The organism is Achromobacter insuavis (genome assembly GCF_902859645.1).
Taxonomy (GTDB): domain Bacteria; phylum Pseudomonadota; class Gammaproteobacteria; order Burkholderiales; family Burkholderiaceae_B; genus Achromobacter; species Achromobacter insuavis.
Genome location: NZ_CADIJR010000019.1, coordinates 1 through 16,618, shown reverse-complemented (window position 1 = coordinate 16,618; position 16,618 = coordinate 1). Strand labels below are relative to the sequence as shown.

At 69.5% G+C, this 16,618-nt stretch carries 16 protein-coding genes; 15 read left to right on the top strand and 1 reads right to left on the bottom strand.

Going from position 1 to position 16,618, the window contains the following annotated elements; translation table 11 throughout:
• Positions 1–3 precede the first annotated feature (3 nt).
• Positions 4–831, bottom strand: a complete 828-nt coding sequence (locus tag H0523_RS12495) for a hypothetical protein (RefSeq protein ID WP_054433976.1) — start codon at positions 829–831, stop codon at positions 4–6.
• A gap of 229 nt (positions 832–1,060) precedes the next feature.
• Here H0523_RS12495 and H0523_RS12490 point away from each other — a divergent pair, with 229 nt between their 5' ends.
• From H0523_RS12490 to H0523_RS12420, 15 genes are all read left to right on the top strand, one after another.
• Complete coding sequence (locus H0523_RS12490; protein WP_054433975.1) at positions 1,061–2,302, top strand: SfnB family sulfur acquisition oxidoreductase; 1,242 nt, start codon at positions 1,061–1,063, stop codon at positions 2,300–2,302.
• 4 nt (positions 2,303–2,306) lie between these two features.
• Positions 2,307–3,524 carry an SfnB family sulfur acquisition oxidoreductase gene (locus H0523_RS12485; RefSeq protein WP_082385647.1) on the top strand — a complete coding sequence of 406 codons (1,218 nt, stop codon included), beginning with the start codon at positions 2,307–2,309 and terminating at the stop codon, positions 3,522–3,524.
• Positions 3,525–3,544: 20 nt separating this feature from the next.
• Positions 3,545–4,915 (top strand): LLM class flavin-dependent oxidoreductase, encoded by a 1,371-nt coding sequence (locus tag H0523_RS12480; RefSeq protein ID WP_054460575.1) that lies wholly within the window; start codon positions 3,545–3,547, stop codon positions 4,913–4,915.
• A gap of 1,349 nt (positions 4,916–6,264) precedes the next feature.
• Positions 6,265–7,071 (top strand): MetQ/NlpA family ABC transporter substrate-binding protein, encoded by an 807-nt coding sequence (locus tag H0523_RS12475; RefSeq protein ID WP_054434979.1) that lies wholly within the window; start codon positions 6,265–6,267, stop codon positions 7,069–7,071.
• A gap of 50 nt (positions 7,072–7,121) precedes the next feature.
• Positions 7,122–7,715, top strand: a complete 594-nt coding sequence (gene ssuE / locus H0523_RS12470) for an NADPH-dependent FMN reductase (RefSeq protein ID WP_054434981.1) — start codon at positions 7,122–7,124, stop codon at positions 7,713–7,715.
• A gap of 18 nt (positions 7,716–7,733) precedes the next feature.
• Positions 7,734–8,705: a sulfonate ABC transporter substrate-binding protein gene (locus tag H0523_RS12465; RefSeq protein ID WP_054434983.1), complete on the top strand. Its 972-nt coding sequence runs from the start codon at positions 7,734–7,736 to the stop codon at positions 8,703–8,705.
• Between the two features lie 17 nt (positions 8,706–8,722).
• The gene (ssuD, locus tag H0523_RS12460; RefSeq protein ID WP_054434985.1) at positions 8,723–9,895 is read left to right on the top strand and encodes an FMNH2-dependent alkanesulfonate monooxygenase; all 1,173 of its coding nucleotides are present in this window, start codon (positions 8,723–8,725) and stop codon (positions 9,893–9,895) included.
• Positions 9,895–10,680, top strand: coding sequence for an aliphatic sulfonate ABC transporter permease SsuC (gene ssuC / locus H0523_RS12455; protein WP_054434987.1), 786 nt, complete (start codon positions 9,895–9,897; stop codon positions 10,678–10,680). Before ssuD ends, ssuC begins: the two co-directional genes overlap by 1 nt.
• Before the next feature lie 25 nt (positions 10,681–10,705).
• Positions 10,706–11,935, top strand: a complete 1,230-nt coding sequence (locus H0523_RS12450) for an acyl-CoA dehydrogenase family protein (RefSeq protein ID WP_054434989.1) — start codon at positions 10,706–10,708, stop codon at positions 11,933–11,935.
• A gap of 28 nt (positions 11,936–11,963) precedes the next feature.
• Entirely contained in the window at positions 11,964–12,773 is an 810-nt protein-coding gene (locus H0523_RS12445; RefSeq protein WP_054434991.1) for a methionine ABC transporter ATP-binding protein, read from the top strand.
• Positions 12,773–13,435, top strand: a complete 663-nt coding sequence (locus H0523_RS12440) for a methionine ABC transporter permease (RefSeq protein ID WP_054434994.1) — start codon at positions 12,773–12,775, stop codon at positions 13,433–13,435. The genes H0523_RS12445 and H0523_RS12440 overlap by 1 nt, the downstream gene beginning before the upstream one ends.
• Positions 13,436–13,451: 16 nt before the next feature.
• A complete protein-coding gene (locus H0523_RS12435; RefSeq protein WP_054434996.1) occupies positions 13,452–14,285 on the top strand; it encodes a MetQ/NlpA family ABC transporter substrate-binding protein in 834 nt (277 codons plus the stop codon).
• Between the two features lie 25 nt (positions 14,286–14,310).
• Positions 14,311–15,219 carry an ATP-binding cassette domain-containing protein gene (locus tag H0523_RS12430; RefSeq protein WP_054434998.1) on the top strand — a complete coding sequence of 303 codons (909 nt, stop codon included), beginning with the start codon at positions 14,311–14,313 and terminating at the stop codon, positions 15,217–15,219.
• A gap of 131 nt (positions 15,220–15,350) precedes the next feature.
• Positions 15,351–15,566 carry a TOBE domain-containing protein gene (locus H0523_RS12425; protein WP_006227327.1) on the top strand — a complete coding sequence of 72 codons (216 nt, stop codon included), beginning with the start codon at positions 15,351–15,353 and terminating at the stop codon, positions 15,564–15,566.
• Positions 15,567–15,691: 125 nt separating this feature from the next.
• A partial coding sequence (locus H0523_RS12420) for a DUF3300 domain-containing protein (protein WP_180180068.1) occupies positions 15,692–16,618 on the top strand: 927 nt, incomplete at its 3' end.

Here is a 16,618-nt window from a genome sequence, read left to right as displayed (position 1 = left end):
GCGTCAGGCGGCCAGGCTGGTCAGGGCGGGCAGGTCGTCGGGCGCCACGCGCAGGAGGGTGGCGAGCAGTTCGCGCCGCCAGGCGTCGTACAGCGCGACGTGGCCGCGGGTGTCCAGGCCGGTGGCGCGCAGGTTCAGCTGCCAGGAGTCGCGCAGGTAGGGGCCGAGGAGGCGCTGCACGTCCTCGTCGGCCTGGATCAGGCCTTCGGTCCACTCGTGGCGTTCGGTCTCGCTGGCGCCGGCCAGCTTGCGCAGCCACCACTGCGTGATGCGGATGCGATGCGCCTCCTCGTCGGGCAGGATGCGGTTCTCGCCGAATTCGCGATGGCCGAAGTCCAGCACCCGCGCGGTGCGACGGTTCACGAACAGGCGCGCCAGGATGTAGTGCTCGTAGTGGAACTGCCAGGCCAGGAAGTTCTGCCAGTTGCGCAGCGCGAAGCCGCCGACCAGGTCCCAGGCATCGCGCACGCCCTGTTCGACCTCCGATCTGGCGTCGCGATCCAGCAGCAGGGTGGCCCGCGCCAGCGAAAACTCGGCATGGGCGGCGTCGTCGCCCAGCTGGCGCGCCAGCGCGAACTGGAAATCGGTGTCATCGCGGAACAGGCCGGCGATGGCGTGCGCCGCCACCTGGGTGATGAACAGGTCGTGCACCGTGTTCCAGATGGCGTACTCGCCGGCGGCCTGGCGCTCTGCGGCGCCGGCCAGGTCGCGCGGCGGCTCGATGCGCGCGGCCGGAATGTTCGGCGCGACCGTCAGGCGGATGTCGTCGAACAGGCGCGCTTCCAGCGTGCCGTCGTAGTCCAGGGCAATGGGCAGATCCAGTTCGGGCATGAGGGCAACGCCAGGCGGTCAACGGAAAAGCTCGACTCTAAGCAAGCGCCGAAGCGCGCCGCAAACACTCTTTCGTGATTTGGATATGCCCGGGCGCGGGCCGCTAATGGAGGGCATGGGCGCGCTCCGGCGCATATACCGATTCCAAATATCCGCATGAGAAATCCGTCCTTCCGCGCGCCGCGGCGGGCCGATAGGCTGTATCTTTCCCTTCCGTCCGCATCGTCCCATGCCCCAAGCCGCGAGTTCCTCTCTCCCGATCGATGACGACGCGGCCCCGCGCGTGGTGCCCGCCGCCCGCATCCGCGGCGACGGCGAGGCCATCGACGCCGCGCACGCGCTGGCGGCGGACTTCGCCCAGGGCGCGGCGCAGCGCGACCAGGCGCGCAGCCTGCCGTGGCGCGAGATCGAACGCTATTCGGCCAGCGGCCTGGGCGGCATCACCGTGCCGCGCGAGTATGGCGGCGCGCAGGTCTCGCACGTGACGCTGGCCGACGTGTTCCGCATCATCAGCGCGGCCGACCCGTCGCTGGGCCAGATTCCGCAGAACCACTTCGGCGCGCTCAACCTGCTGCGGCAGGTCGGCACGCCGCAGCAGAAGCGGCGCTACTACGAGGGCGTGCTGGCCGGCCGGCGGCTGGGCAACGCCGGCCCCGAACGCCACACGCGCCATGCGCGCGACGTGCAGGCGCGGCTGGTGGCGGATGGCGACGGCTACCGGCTGTCGGGCCGCAAGTTCTATTCGACCGGCGCGCTGTACGCGCACTGGATTCCGACCAAGGCGCTGGATACCGAGGGCCGGCTGGTGACGGTGCTGCTCGAGCGCGGCGCGCCCGGCCTGACGGTGGTGGATGACTGGTCCAGCTTCGGCCAGCGCACGACCGCCAGCGGCACGGTGCTGCTGGACAACGTGCGGGTCGAGGCGGATACCGTGCTGCCGGCCTGGACGCTGCTGGAGACGCCAGCGCTGCAAGGCCCGTTCGCGCAGCTGATGCAGGCCGCCATCGACGCCGGCATCGCCGAGGCGGCCCTGAACGACACCGTGAAATTCCTGCGCGAACGCGCCCGGCCGTGGGCCGAGGCCGGGGTCGAGCGCGCCACCCAGGACCCCTACGTGATCGGCGACGTGGGCCGGCTGTTCATCGACCTGCACGCGGCGCAGGCGGTGCTGACCGAGGCCGCGGCGCACCTGGACGAGGCCACGCCGCGCGCGCTGGATACCGATGACGTGGCCGCCGCCTCGATCGCGGTGGCGCGGGCCAAGGCGCTGACCACCGAGATCGCCCTGGCGGCCAGCGAAACGCTGTTCGAACTGTCGGGCGCCCGCGCCTCGCTGGCGGAATTCAACCTGGACCGCCATTGGCGCAACGCCCGCACCCACACGCTGCACGACCCGGTGCGCTGGAAGTACCACGCGGTCGGCAATTACCTGTTGAACGGGCGCCGCCCCAACCGCCATTCCTGGATCTGAGGCCATGACCGACATCGCCATCTCGACCCTGGCGCCGCAGCGCGCCGCGATCATCGGCAGCGACGCCGAGGCGCTCGACGTCGCGCGCGAACTGGCCGCCGACTTCGCTCGCGACGCCGCCGTGCGCGACCGCGAACGGCGCCTGCCGTTGCCGGAGCTGGAGCGCTATTCGCAGTCCGGGCTGTGGGGCATCACCGTGCCGCGCGAACACGGCGGCGCCGGCGTGTCGCGGGTGACGCTGGCCCAGGTCACGGCGATCATCTCCGGCGCCGACGGCTCGCTCGGCCAGATCCCGCAGAACCACTACTACGCGCTGGAGGTGTTGCGGGTCAACGGCAACGCCGACCAGCAGCGCCGCTTCTACGCCCGCGCCCTGGCCGGCGAACGCTTCGGCAACGCGCTGGCCGAGATCGGCACGCGCACCGCGGCCGAGCGCCGCACCCGCCTGTCGGACGATGGCCAGGGCGGCTGGCGCATCAACGGCAGCAAGTTCTATTGCACCGGCGCGCTCTACGCGCAATGGATCCCCACCGCGACGGTGGGCGAGGACGGCCTGCAGCGGCTGGCCTTCGTGCGCCGCGACAGCCCCGGCGTGGAAGTGATCGACGACTGGTCCGGTTTCGGCCAGCGCGTGACGGGCAGCGGCACCGTGCTGTTCAAGGACGTGGCCGTGCCCGCCGCGGACGTGATGGTGCTGATCGATCCGGCCGCGCCGCCCAACACCATCAAGCCGCTGGCGCAGATCATCCACGCCGCGATCGACCTGGGCATCGGCCAGGCCGCCCTGGCGGATGCGCTGGATTTCGTGCGCAACCGCTCGCGGCCGTGGATCGACGCCGGCGTCGAGCGCGCCGCCGACGATCCGTTGACCGTCAGCGAGTTCGGCCGCCTGTCGATCCGCCTGGACGCGGCCCGCGCGCTGGTGGCCCGCGCCGGCCGCATCCTCGACATCGCCACCGCCGACCCGCAACCGCAGCTGGTGGCGGCCGCCGCCATCGCGGTGGCCGAGGCCCGCGCCCTGACGACGGAGTCGGCCCTGGCCGCCGGCACCAAGCTGTTCGAACTGGCCGGCACCCAGGCCACGCTCGATCAATTGAACCTGGACCGCCACTGGCGCAACGCCCGCACCCACACGCTGCACGATCCGGTGCGCTGGAAGCGCCACGCGGTCGGCAACTACTACCTGAACGACGCCGCGCCCGGCCGCGTCGGCACCACTTGATTCCCTCGGAACCGCACGCCATGGCGAAGAAGCAGATCCTCCTGAACGCGTTCAACATGAACTGCGTCGGCCACATCAACCACGGCCTGTGGACGCATCCGCGCGATACGTCGACGCGGTACAAGACGCTGGACTACTGGACCGACCTGGCGCGCCTGCTGGAGCGCGGCCTGTTCGACGGGCTGTTCCTGGCCGACATCGTCGGCGTCTACGACGTGTACCAGGACTCGGCCGACCTGACGCTGCGCGAGTCGATCCAACTGCCGGTCAACGACCCGCTGCTGACGGTCTCCGCCATGGCCGCCGCCACCCGCCACCTGGGTTTCGGCGTGACGGTGAACCTGACCTACGAGGCGCCGTACCTGCTGGCGCGCCGCTTTTCGACGCTGGACCACCTGACCGATGGCCGCATCGGCTGGAACATCGTCACCGGCTACCTGGAGAGCGCGGCGCGCGCCATGGGCCTGTCGGAACAGATCGCGCACGACGAGCGCTACGACCGCGCCGACGAGTTCCTGGAGGTGGCCTACAAGCTGTGGGAAGGCAGCTGGGACGACGGCGCGGTGCGCGCCGACCGGCGCGCGCGCGTCTATGCCGATCCGGCGGCGGTGCGGCGCATCGATCACGAGGGCAAGTATTACAAGGTGCAGGGCTATCACCTGTCGGAACCGTCGCGCCAGCGCACGCCGGTGCTGTACCAGGCGGGCTCGTCGGGCCGCGGCCAGGCCTTCGCGGCGCGCCACGCGGAATGCGTGTTCGTGTCGAGCCAGACCAAGGAAGGCCTGCGCAAGCTGGTGGCGGGCGTGCGCGAGTCGGTGGCCCGCGAGGGCCGCGATCCGCGCGATATCAAGTTCTTCATGGGCGTGACGGCGGTGGTGGGCCGCACCGAGGCCGAGGCGCGCGAGAAGCACGCGGAGTACCTGCGCTACGCCAACCCGGAGGCGGGCCTGGCCCATTACGCCAGTTCGACCGGCATCGATTTTTCGCGCTATGCGGCGGACGAGCCGATCCGCTACGTGAAGAACAACGCGATCGAGTCGGCGGTGAAGAACCTGACGGTGGCCCGCACGGACCGCACGGTACGCGATCTGCTGGCGGACATGGCGCTGGGCGGCCGCTACCCGGCGCTGGTGGGCAGCGCGTCGCAGGTGGCCGATGAACTGGCGTCGTGGGTGGAAGAAACGGACATCGACGGCTTCAACCTGGCGAGGACGGTGACGCCGGAGTGCTATGCGGATTTCGTGGATCTGGTGGTGCCGGAGTTGCAGGAACGGGGGGTGTACAAGACGGCTTATGCGGAGGGGACGTTGCGGGAGAAGTTGTTTGGGGCGGGGAGGGCGTTGTTGCCGGGGGAGCATGTGGCTGGGGAGTATCGGCGGGTGATTGCTTAGCTTGTTTTTGCGTGGCGGATGTTGCTTCGTAGGTCGCCCCTCGGTCGGGCGGACCCGATGGCGGGCGCCCACGATTGCGGTCCGGAGCGTTCGCTCCGGACTGCCCCTTCGTCATCCTCGTCCTCGCCTTCGGCGACTCCTTCGGATTCCCTCGGGCGCATCGAGGTTGCCCGCCATCGGGTCCGCCCGACCGAGGGGCTACAGATTTCGAGGCTTGTCGCGGTGCTAGAGCTGTGTGCAGGGCATGAAACCTGCAGGGCTGCCCATCGCGGCCGCGCGGGCGGCCACGCTGGGCGTTTGTGCATTTGAAGGTGGGGCGGGTGCGCTGTGCGCGGGTGGCGAGCGGTTTTCTATTGATTCCGCACGTCAGGGGGAGGGGCGGTGGTGGTCGGCGCGATGTGCGCCGTGTTGCGCGTGACGAGCTTCGCGCGCCGACCACAAACAGTCTTGGTGCGGGCAGGTGTTCAATGGCAAAGGGCTTTGGCGCGGGTATGTCTTGGGGCAATGCGCTGCGGTGCTGGCATATCTTCAATGACAAACGACTCGCGGTGCCGGCAAGCCTTGCAAAGACAATGATCTCGTCGCCGCCACACGCGATAGCGGCATTACGGATCGCAAGACGTCATGTAAGCCTCAAAAGGCCGCCCGCGCGGCCGGTTTGAGGCGGGCCCCGCCCCACCACTCCTCGCAAGCGCGCAGCGGCATCCTCAACCGCAAGACCCCGCGGATGCCCTCCGATGGCCGCCCGCGCGGCCGAGGAAGGGCGACCACCGCAAGATCTTCCAATCCACGCCAGCCCCCCATAAAAACACCAACACCCCCACCCACACGCGAGAGCGCCATCGGCCAGACGCAAGACACCGCGTAAGTCCTAAAAGGCCGCCCGGGCGGCCTTTTAGGACGGGCCCCGTAAATCTCTCCCCCCAACCTTGACGTTGCATCAGCATGCCAAGCAAACCACCCGCCCCAAAGCCCGTAGCTAAGTCTCATCGCGAGCGCGTGGCGGGGTCGGTGGGGGATGGCGGGGCGTGTAGATGCGCCCGAGGGAAACCGTAGGGAGCCGAAGGCGGACGAGGTTGACGAAGGGGAAGTCCGGAGCGAACGCTCCGGACCGCAATCGTAGCCCCGCCATCCCCCACCGACCCCACCACGCGCGCCTTAAGAACCCAAACCCTGCCCGCTCCCCCACCCACCCAAACTCCCCGAAATAACCTCATATTTCCAAAACCCCCAAACCCCAAAAAAAACCAACCCACACCACATATCCTCATACCCACTAAGTATTTTTCCCAAAGATTTCGCAATGACAGAATCCAGTCAACTCATTCGAATCTCGTCGGAAAAACAAGATGTCCTTCACTCGCCACCTGCTCACCGCGACCACCCTCGCCCTGGCCCTGACCAGCACGGCCCACGCCGACACGCAGGAAAAAAAGACCATCACCGTCGGCATCTCCGTCGGCTCCACCGAGAAGATCTTCGACGTCGTCAAGAAGGTCGCCGCCCGTGACGGCCTCGAGATCAAGCTGGTCAAGTTCAACGACTACCAGCTTCCCAATGCCGCCCTGAACGCCGGCGACCTCGACGCCAACGCCTTCCAGCACAAGCCCTTCCTCGACAACCAGATCAAGGCGCGCGGCTTCGACATCGTGCCGGTCGGCCTGACCGTGACCGCGCCGCTGGGCTTCTATTCGCGCAAGATCAAATCGCTCAACGACCTGCCCGAAGGCGCCTCGGTCGGCATCCAGAACGATCCGTCCAATGGCAACCGCGCGCTGCGCCTGCTGGCCGCCTACAAGCTCATCACCCTCAAGCCCGAGGCCGAGGAAAAGAACAACGCCACGCCCTCGGACGTGGTGTCCAACCCGCGCAAGCTCAAGCTGGTGCCGCTGGATGCCGCGCAGTTGCCGCGTTCGCTCGACGACCTGACCGCCGCCTCGATCAACAACGACTACGCCACCCAGGCCGGCCTGGAACCGGCGCGCGACGCCATCGGCCGCGAAGCCGCCAATGGTCCCTACGCCAACATCATCGCGGTGCGCACCAAGGACCGCGACCAGCCCTGGGTCAAGAAACTGGTGGCCGCCTACCAGTCGCCCGAAGTACGCACCTTCATCGACAGCGAATTCAAGGGTTCGCTGATTCCCGCCTTCTGAGCCGGCCTGGCGCCGCGCACGATTCTTCAACGCAACACCGGCCAACCCACATGAGCATCCTCACCCTGGCGGGCAGCCCGTCGCAGCGTTCCCGTTCCTCCGCCCTGCTGCGCCATGCGGCGCAGCTGCTGCGCACGCGCGGGCTGGCCATCAGCGAATTGGGGCTGCGCGACCTGCCGGCCGAAGACCTGGTCGAGGGCCACTACGCCGGCCCGGCCGCGCATGCGCTGCGAGCCCGCGTGGCCGCGGCCGACGCGGTGCTGATTTCGACGCCGGTCTACAAGGCCTCGTTCTCGGGCGGGCTGAAGGCGGTGCTGGACCTGCTGGACGAGAAGGCGCTGGCGGGCAAGGTGGTGCTGCCGATCGCGACGGGCGGAAGCCCGGCCCATCTGCTGGCGCTGGAGTATGGCCTCAAGCCGGTGCTGTCGGCGCTGGGCGCGCGCCACATCCTGGCCGGCGTCTACGCCACCGACAAGCAGGTGCGCATCGATGACGACGGCGCCAGCGTGATCGACGACGAGGTGCGGACGCGGCTGGAGGATTCGGTGGAACGCCTGGCCGAGCAGGTGCGGCCGCGCGGCGTGGTCGTCAACGAAGCATTCGATCTTGGCCGGCTCGCGCTCGCGGGCGGCTTCAGCGTCTGAACCAACCAAGGGGCTTGCATGCGCAGCATCATCTGGATATCGCGTCTTTCCGTCTTCCGCTGGCTGGCGGCGCTGCTGTGCGCCGCGCTGTTGTGGCCCGCCGCGCAAGCGCAGGCGCAGGAGGCCAAGACGCTGCGCATCGGCTTCCAGAAGTACGGCACGCTGACCATCGTGCGCGCCCTGGGCGACCTGGACAAGCGCCTGGCGGCGCAGGGCATCACGGTGAAGTGGACGGAGTTTCCCGCCGGCCCGCAGCTGCTGGAAGGACTGAACGTCGGCTCGATCGACTTCGGCACGGTGGGCGAGGCGCCGCCGGTGTTCGCGCAGGCCGCCGGCGCGGCGCTGGTGTACGTGGGCAACGAGCCGCCGTCGCCGACCAGCGAGGCCATCCTGGTGCCCAAGGACTCGCCGATCAAGAGCGTGGCCGACCTGAAGGGCAAGAAGGTCGCGCTGAACAAGGGCTCCAACGTGCACTACCTGCTGGTCAAGCAGCTGGAGCGCGCCGGCGTGCCCTATGCCGACGTGAACGTGGCCTACCTGACGCCGGCCGACGCCCGCGCCGCCTTCGAGCGCGGGTCGGTCGACGCCTGGGTGATCTGGGACCCGTTCCAGGCCGCGGCCGAGAAGCAGTTGGGCGCGCGGGTGCTGGCCGACGGCGCCGGCGTGGTCAAGAACTACCAGTTCTTCCTGGCGGCGCGTCCCTACGAAAAAGCGCATCCCGACGTGATCCAGATCGTGCTGGAGGAAATCCGCAAGGGCGACCTGTGGGCCCGCGACCATCGCGCCGAGGCCGTGGCGCTGCTGCAGCCGGTGCTGGGGCTGGACAAGGCGGTGGTCGAACTGGCCGCCGAGCGGCTGGCCTACGGCGTGCAGCCGATCACGCGGGAAGTGCTGCAGGAACAGCAGCAGGTGGCCGATGCGTTCCACGCGCTCAAGCTGATCCCCAAACCCCTCAACGTGTTCGACGCCGCGCCGTCGGGCCTGAAATAGACAAGGGCAGGCATTCCATGGACGTCTTCTGGTTCATTCCCACCCACGGCGATTCGCGCTATCTCGGCACCAGCCGCGGCGCGCGCGCGGCCGGCTACGACTATTTCCGCCAGGTGGCGGTGGCCGCCGACACGCTGGGCTACGACGGCGTGCTGCTGCCCACCGGACGCTCCTGCGAGGATGCGTGGGTGGTGGCGTCCAGCCTGATCGGCGCCACGCGCCGCTTGAAGTTCCTGGTGGCGATCCGCCCCGGCGTCAGCTCGCCGCAGTTCTCGGCGCGCATGGCCGCCACCTTCGACCGCCTGTCCGAAGGGCGGCTGCTGGTCAATGTGGTGACCGGCGGCGACCCCGGCGAGCTGGAGGGCGACGGCGTCTTCGTCAGCCATGACGAGCGCTACGCCATCACCGCCGACTACCTGCGCATCTGGCGCGGCATCCTGGAGAACAGCCACGAGGCCGAAGGCTACAGCTTCGAGGGCGAGCAACTGGTGTCCAAGGGCGGCAAGGTGATCTACCCGCCGGTGCAGAAGCCCTATCCGCCGCTGTACTTCGGCGGTTCGTCGGAGGCCGCGCACGAACTGGCCGCCGAACAGCTCGATGTGTACCTGACCTGGGGCGAGCCGCCCGAGGCCGTGGCGAAGAAGATCGCCGACATCAAGGCGCGCGCCGCGCGGCACGGCCGCACGGTGCGCTTCGGCATCCGCCTGCACGTGATCGTGCGCGAGACCGAAGCGGCCGCCTGGGCCGCCGCCGACGCCCTCATCAGCCACCTGAGCGAGGACGCCGTGCGCGCCGCGCAGACGGCGTTCTCGAAGATGGATTCCGAAGGCCAGCGCCGCATGGCGGCGCTGCACGGCGGCAAGCTCAACGACGAGCACGGCGGCCGCAAGCACCTGGAGATCTCGCCCAATCTGTGGGCCGGCGTCGGCCTGGTGCGCGGCGGCGCGGGCACCGCCCTGGTGGGCGACCCCGAGACCGTGGCCGCGCGCATCCAGGAATACGCCGACCTGGGCATCGAGACCTTCATCTTCTCCGGCTATCCGCACCTGGAAGAGTCGTACCGCTTTGCCGAGCTGGTGTTCCCGCTGCTGCCCGGCAAGGGCGGCAAGCAGGTCGGCAACACGGTGCTCACCGGGCCGTTCGGCGAAGTCATGGCCACCGAGCTGGTGCCCAAGGAAGCGGCCAGCTGATGGCCGACGCCCGCAAGCCCGGCGGCTGGCGCGCGGCGCTGGCGCCCTGGCTGGTCCCCGCCCTGATCCTGGGCCTGTGGCAGCTGTCGGCGCAGGCCGGCTGGCTGTCGTCGCGCATCCTGCCGGCGCCGTCGGCGGTGGCGGCGGCGGCGTGGTCGCTGGCGGCGTCGGGCGAGCTCTGGCAGCACGTGCGCATTAGCGCGCTGCGGGCGCTGTGGGGCCTGCTGCTGGGCGGCGGGCTGGGCCTGGCGCTGGGCTTGCTGAACGGTTCCTCGCGCACCGCCGAGACCTTGCTGGACACCACCTTGCAGATGATCCGCAACATTCCGGTGCTGGCGCTGATTCCGCTGATCATCCTGTGGTTCGGCATCGAAGAGACCGCCAAGCTGGCGCTGTTGTCGCTGGGCGTGTTCTTTCCGGTCTACCTGAATACCTTCCACGGCATCCGTTCGGTCGATCCGGCGCTGATCGAAATGGGGCGCTCCTACGGCCTGACGGGCTGGCGTTTGTATCGCGACGTGATCCTGCCGGGCGCGCTGCCCTCAATCCTGGTCGGCCTGCGCTTCGCGCTGGGGCTGGTGTGGGTGATCCTGATCGTGACCGAGACGATCTCGGCGCAATCGGGCATCGGCTACATGACGATGAACGCGCGCGAGTTCCTGCAGACCGACGTGGTGCTGCTGGGCATCCTGCTCTACGCGCTGCTGGGCAAGGCGGCCGACACCCTGGCGCGGCTGCTGGAGCGCCGCCTGCTGCGCTGGAACCCGGCCTACCGGCCGGCCTGACCCGCCTTTTCCACGACGAGACTCCATGGCCAAGATCCAGACCGACCCCGATACCGCACACGCGCCTGCCGCCGGCGCCGCGCCGGCGCGCGCGGCCGACGACATCCCGCGCGCCGTCCAGGCCCTGGCCGATCAACTGGCCGCCACCGCCGTCGAGCGCGACCGCCAGGGCGGCCACGCCGCCGCCGAGCGCGAGCGGATCCGCGCCAGCGGCCTGCTGCGCCTGTCGGTGCCGACCCAATACGGCGGCGCCGGCGCCAGCTGGTCGACCGTGCTGGCGGCGGTGCGCACGCTGGCCGAGGCCGACAGCGCGCTGGCGCACGTGTTCGGCTTCCATCACTTGCAGGTGGCCGGCGTGCTGCTCTATGGCACGCCCGCGCAGCATGACTATTTCCTGCGGCCCACGGTCGAGCGCAACCTGTTCTGGGGCAATGCGCTCAATCCGCTCGACCGGCGGGTGGTGGCGCGGGCCGAGCTGGACGGTTATCGCATCGACGGCGTCAAGAGCTTCAGCTCCGGCTCGGTCGGCTCCGACCTGCTGACCTTTTCCGCCTGGCACAAGGCTTCGGGCACCGCGCTGATCGCCGCGCTGCCGACGCGCGCCGAGGGCATCACCGTCAACCCCGACTGGGACGCGTTCGGCCAGCGCCAGACCGACAGCGGCACCGTGCGCTTCGACCACGTGCGGCTGGAGCCGGTGCAGGTGCTGCAGGCGCCGGGCGTGGATCCCGCGCCGCGCGCCACGCTGCGCTCGCAGGTGGCCCAGCTGATCATGACCAACCTCTACCTGGGCATCGCCCGCGGCGCCTTCCGCGAAGCGCGCCGCTACGTGCGCGACGACGCGCGGCCCTGGTTCGCGTCCGGCGTGCAGCGCCATGCCGACGACCCCTATGTGCAGGAGCGCTTCGGCGAATTCTGGCTGCGGGTGCAGGCGGCGCAGGCGCTGGCCGACGTGGCCGGCCTCAGGCTCGACGCCGCGCTGGCGCGCGGGCCGTCGCTGACCGCGGACGAGCGCGGCGAGGTGGCGGTGGCCGGCGCCCAGGCCAAGGTGCTGGCGCACCGCGCCGCGCTGGAGGTGGGCGACGGCCTGTTCGACGTCACCGGCGCCTCGTCCACCGCGGCGCGCTATGGCTACGACCGCTATTGGCGCAACGCGCGCGTGCACACCCTGCACGACCCCGTGGCCTACAAGATCCGCGACCTGGGCCGCTACGCGCTGCTGGACCAGATTCCCGAACCCACCGCGTATTCCTGATGCGCATGACCTTCACCTTGATTCGCCGATGACCGATCTTTCCTCCCTTCCCGAACTGGCCTCGCTGCCGCAGCCGCTGATCCGGCTGGACGCGGTGAGCAAGTCGTTCGCCACCCGCGCCGGCCGCTTCGACGCGGTGCGCGACGTGTCGCTGTCGATCCGCGCCGGCGACACCTTCGGCATCATCGGCAAAAGCGGCGCCGGCAAGTCGACCCTGCTGCGCCTGATCAACCTGCTCGAACGGCCCGACGCGGGCACGGTGCGGGTCGGCGGCACCGAACTGACCGCGCTCGGCAAGCCGGCGCTGCGCGCCGCGCGCCAGAACATCGGCATGATCTTCCAGCAGTTCAACCTGCTGCAGAACGAGACCGTGTTCGAGAACGTGGCCTTTCCGCTGCGGGTGCATGGCGGCCGCGGCCGCGAGCAGATCGCGGCGCGGGTGCGCGAATGCCTGGAGATCGTCGGCCTGACCGACAAGACCGCCAGCCATCCGGCGCAGCTGTCCGGCGGCCAGAAGCAGCGCGTGGCGATCGCGCGCGCCCTGGCCAGCGAGCCGGCGGTGCTGCTGTGCGACGAACCGACCTCGGCGCTCGACCCCGAGACCACGCGCTCGGTGTTGAGCGTGCTGCGCGACATCAACAAGCGCCTGGGCGTGACCATCGTCATCGTCACGCACGAGCTGGCGGTGGTGCGGGCGCTGTGCCGCCACGTGGCGGTGATGGAGAACGGCCAGGTGCTGGAGCAGGCCGAGATCTCCGGCGCCGGCGTCCACCTGACCTCCGCGCTCGGCCGCGAGCTGATCCGCGAAGCCACCCATCCCTATGAAGAGGTCGCCTGATGCTGGACACCTTTGTGCAATTGTTGCCCGAGCTGGGCGTGGCGGTCGGCCAGACCTTCCTGATGCTGGCGATCGCGCTGGCCGCGTCGATCCTGCTGGGCGGGCCGCTCGGCGTGCTGGTGTTCCTGACCGGCCCGGGCCAGTCGCTCGACCGCCCGCTGGCGCACCGGCTGTTGAGCTGGACGGTCAATACCGTGCGCTCGTTCCCGTTCATCATCCTGCTGGTGGCGCTGGTGCCGTTCACCCGCGTGATCGCCGGCACCTCGATCGGCCCGGTGGCGGCGGCGGTGCCGCTGTCGTTCGCGGCGATTCCGTACTTCGCCCGGCTGGTCGAGCAATGCCTGCGCGAAGTGCCGCGCGGCGTCATCGAGGCCGCCCACGCCGCCGGCGCATCCGAACTGCAGATCGTGCGCCGGGTGCTGCTGGTGGAAGCGCGTTCCGGGCTGGTGCTGGCCCTGACCGTGCTGGCGGTGAGCTTCCTGTCGTATTCCGCGGTAGCCGGCGTGGTGGGCGGCGGCGGCATCGGCGACCTGGCCATCCGCTATGGCTATTACCGCTTCCAGACCGACGTGATGGTGCTGACCGTGGCGCTGCTCGTGGTGCTGGTGCAGATCATCCAGTTCGCCGGCAATACCGTCGCGCGACGCATCGACAAACGCTGATCCCGAGAGGAACCCCATGTCCGTCAAACGCAATCTCCTGAGCCTGGCGCTGGCCGCCACCGTCCTGTCGCTGTCCGGCGGCGCGCTGGCGGCCGATCCGGCCAAGAAGGAAATCGTCTTCGGCGCCACCGCCGGCCCCTACAGCGACCAGATCAAGCTCGGCATCAAGCCGATCCTGGAGAAGCAGGGCTACACCGTGCGCATCGTCGAGTTCAACGACTACGTGCAGCCGAACTTCGCGCTGGCCCAGGGCGCGCTGGACGCCAACGCGTTCCAGCACATCGTGTACCTGAAGAACTTCGCCGCCAAGAACAAGCTGGAGCTGTCGGAACTGGTCAAGGTGCCGACCGCGCCCATCGCCATCTACAGCCGCAAGTACAAGAGCGTGGACGCCGCGCCCGAGGGCGTGAGCGTGGCGGTGCCGAACGATCCGACCAACCAGGCGCGCGCGCTGGTGGTGCTGCAGGAACTGGGCTGGATCAAGCTGCGTGAAGGCTACGACCCGCTGCAGGTGTCGGAGAAGGACGTGGCCGTGAACGTCAGGAAAATCAAGCTGATCCCGCTGGAAGCCGCACAGCTGCCGCGTTCGCTGGAAGACACCGACTACTCGTTCGTGAACGGCAACTTCGCGCTGGCCTCGGGCCTGAAACTGACCGAGGCGCTGGCGCTGGAGAAGACCACGCCCACCTACCAGAACCTGGTGGCGGTGCGCACGGCCGACCTGGACAAGCCTTTCGTCAAGGACATCGCCGCGGCCTACGCCTCGCCCGAGTTCCTGGCGGTGACCGAGAAATCGTTCGCCGGCTTCGTCAAGACCGATTACCAGCAGAAGCTGGCGGCGTCCCGCTGAGGACGCGGCGCCCGGAGGCCGGACCATGTTCATCCACCCCAGCGAGTACGAGCTGCTGCAGCACCTGGACGTGCCGGGGCGCGGCGAACGCGAGCCGGAGCCGGCCGATGCCGCGCCGGCGCGGGCCGCGCTGCGCGTGACCTTGCGCCAGCTGTCCAAGCGCTATGGCGAGCGCCAGGTGCTCAAGGGGCTGGACCTGGACATCGCGCCCGGCGAGTTCGTGGCGGTGGTGGGGCAGAGCGGCTGCGGCAAGAGCACGCTGCTGCGCCTGCTGGCCGGCCTGGAAACGCCCAGCGCGGCGCAGGGCGGCGTGCCGGCGCGCTCGCCGGTGCTGTTCGACAACTTTCCGCAGTGGTCGGCCGACAGCCGGGTACGGATGATGTTCCAGGACGCGCGCCTGCTGCCGTGGAAAAGCGTGCTGCAGAACGTGGCGCTGGGCCTGCCCGGCCAGGCGCGGGCCCAGGCGGCCGAGGTGTTGCGCCAGGTCGGCCTGGGCGACCGCGGCGGCGACTGGCCGGCGCGGTTGTCGGGCGGCCAGCGCCAGCGCGTGGCGCTGGCCCGGGCGCTGGTGCACCGGCCCGGCCTGCTGCTGCTGGATGAGCCGCTGGGCGCGCTGGACGCCCTGACCCGCATCGGCATGCAGCAGCTGATCGAGGACATCTGGCGCCGTGACGGCTTCACCGCGGTGCTGGTGACGCACGACGTCGGCGAGGCGGTGGCGCTGGCCGACCGCATCCTGGTGATCGACGAAGGCCGCGTGGTGCTGGACGAACGCGTCGAGCTGGCGCGGCCCCGGTCGCGCGGCTCGGCCGCCTTCGCGGCGCTGGAAGCCAGGGTGCTGCGGGTGGTGATGAAGCAGGAAGCGCCGGCGGCGGGGGACGACAGGCCCCTGGCGCCGGTCATACAGATACGGCATCTGCGTCTCGCGGTCTAGGGCCTGTGCGAGGCTCCTTGTAGTGTGAACAGGCCCTAGTCCGCCGGCCGCGGGGGCGGTTTTCCTGGCAAGCGCCATTCCGGCGCGAGCGGGATCCCACGGAAATCCTTCCATTTTTCAGGAGCAGCACCATGAGCATTCAATCCATCAACGCCCGCAACCAGTTCCGCGGCAAGATCAAGGAAATCATCCTCGGCCCGGTGGTTTCGGAGGTCGACGTGGACACGCCTGCCGGCATCGTCACTTCCGTCATCACGACCCGTTCGGTCAAGGAACTGGACCTGCAGGTCGGCACCGAGGTGCTGGCCTTCGTCAAGGCCACCGAGGTGTCCGTCGCCAAGCTGTAGGCGCCCGCGGCCACCGCCGAAACGGGCGCTTGTCGGGCGCCGGTTTCGGTATATATTGTCTGCGCGGTATCCGGCGGTTCACTCCAGGTTTGTGGCTTGTGCGTTGCGATCACGGAGAACGGGAAATGCGTCGACTGCAAGCGTGGTTCCTCGGCTGTCTGTGCCTCGGGTTGGCCGCGTGCCTGCCCGCCACGGCCCAGAGCAAGCTCGACAAGGGGCAGCTGGACCAGCTGCTGGCGCCCGTGGCGCTCTATCCCGATGCCCTCCTGTCGCAGATCCTGATGGGGGCGACCTATCCCGATGACATCGCGGCCGCGGCCCTGTGGTCCGCCGGGCATGCCAGCCAGTCCGGCGACCCGGCCGTGCAGGCGGTCCAGGCCGAGCCCTGGGACCCGAGCGTCAAATCCCTGGTCGCGTTTCCGTCCGTCATGGACATGATGGGCCGCCAGCCGGAGTGGGTCCGGTCGCTGGGCGACGCCTTCCTGGCGCAGCCGGACGACGTGATGGACTCGGTCCAGCGGCTGCGGGCGCAAGCGCGCCTGGCAGGCAACCTGAACAGCACGCCGCAGCAGAAGGTCACGGCTTCCGATACGGGCGGCAAGACCGTGGTGGTGATCGAGCCGGCCGATCCGCAAGTGATCTACGTGCCCAGCTACAACCCCGCCGTGGTCTACGGCACCTGGCCCTATCCCGCCTATCCGCCCGCCTACTACCCGCCACCGCCCGGCTCGGCGTTCGCCACCTCGCTGGTGGCCGGCATCGGCTTCGGCCTGGGGGTGGCGGCGGTCGATTCCCTGTGGGGCGGTTTCAACTGGGGCCGCCACGACGTCGACATCAACGTCAACCGCTACAACAACATCAACGTCAACCAGCGCATCAACGCCGGCAATGCCAATGGCAACCGCGTGGCCTGGCAGCACAACCCGGAGCGTCGCGGCAACACGCCCTACGCCGATCCGGGCAGCCGCCAGCGCTTCGACAGCCAGCGCCAGGGCGGACCGCGCGACCGCGGGCCGGCCGGCTCGGCATCCGCGCCGGGCGCGCGCGACGCC

Excerpts from the sequence above, each read along its gene's own strand:
- H0523_RS12495 (WP_054433976.1), bottom strand. The coding sequence starts at position 831 with ATGCCCGAACTGGATCTGCCCATTGCCCTGGACTACGACGGCACGCTG.
- H0523_RS12490 (WP_054433975.1), top strand. The coding sequence starts at position 1,061 with ATGCCCCAAGCCGCGAGTTCCTCTCTCCCGATCGATGACGACGCGGCC.
- H0523_RS12485 (WP_082385647.1), top strand. The coding sequence starts at position 2,307 with ATGACCGACATCGCCATCTCGACCCTGGCGCCGCAGCGCGCCGCGATC.
- H0523_RS12480 (WP_054460575.1), top strand. The coding sequence starts at position 3,545 with ATGGCGAAGAAGCAGATCCTCCTGAACGCGTTCAACATGAACTGCGTC.
- H0523_RS12475 (WP_054434979.1), top strand. The coding sequence starts at position 6,265 with ATGTCCTTCACTCGCCACCTGCTCACCGCGACCACCCTCGCCCTGGCC.
- ssuE (WP_054434981.1), top strand. The coding sequence starts at position 7,122 with ATGAGCATCCTCACCCTGGCGGGCAGCCCGTCGCAGCGTTCCCGTTCC.
- H0523_RS12465 (WP_054434983.1), top strand. The coding sequence starts at position 7,734 with ATGCGCAGCATCATCTGGATATCGCGTCTTTCCGTCTTCCGCTGGCTG.
- ssuD (WP_054434985.1), top strand. The coding sequence starts at position 8,723 with ATGGACGTCTTCTGGTTCATTCCCACCCACGGCGATTCGCGCTATCTC.
- ssuC (WP_054434987.1), top strand. The coding sequence starts at position 9,895 with ATGGCCGACGCCCGCAAGCCCGGCGGCTGGCGCGCGGCGCTGGCGCCC.
- H0523_RS12450 (WP_054434989.1), top strand. The coding sequence starts at position 10,706 with ATGGCCAAGATCCAGACCGACCCCGATACCGCACACGCGCCTGCCGCC.
- H0523_RS12445 (WP_054434991.1), top strand. The coding sequence starts at position 11,964 with ATGACCGATCTTTCCTCCCTTCCCGAACTGGCCTCGCTGCCGCAGCCG.
- H0523_RS12440 (WP_054434994.1), top strand. The coding sequence starts at position 12,773 with ATGCTGGACACCTTTGTGCAATTGTTGCCCGAGCTGGGCGTGGCGGTC.
- H0523_RS12435 (WP_054434996.1), top strand. The coding sequence starts at position 13,452 with ATGTCCGTCAAACGCAATCTCCTGAGCCTGGCGCTGGCCGCCACCGTC.
- H0523_RS12430 (WP_054434998.1), top strand. The coding sequence starts at position 14,311 with ATGTTCATCCACCCCAGCGAGTACGAGCTGCTGCAGCACCTGGACGTG.
- H0523_RS12425 (WP_006227327.1), top strand. The coding sequence starts at position 15,351 with ATGAGCATTCAATCCATCAACGCCCGCAACCAGTTCCGCGGCAAGATC.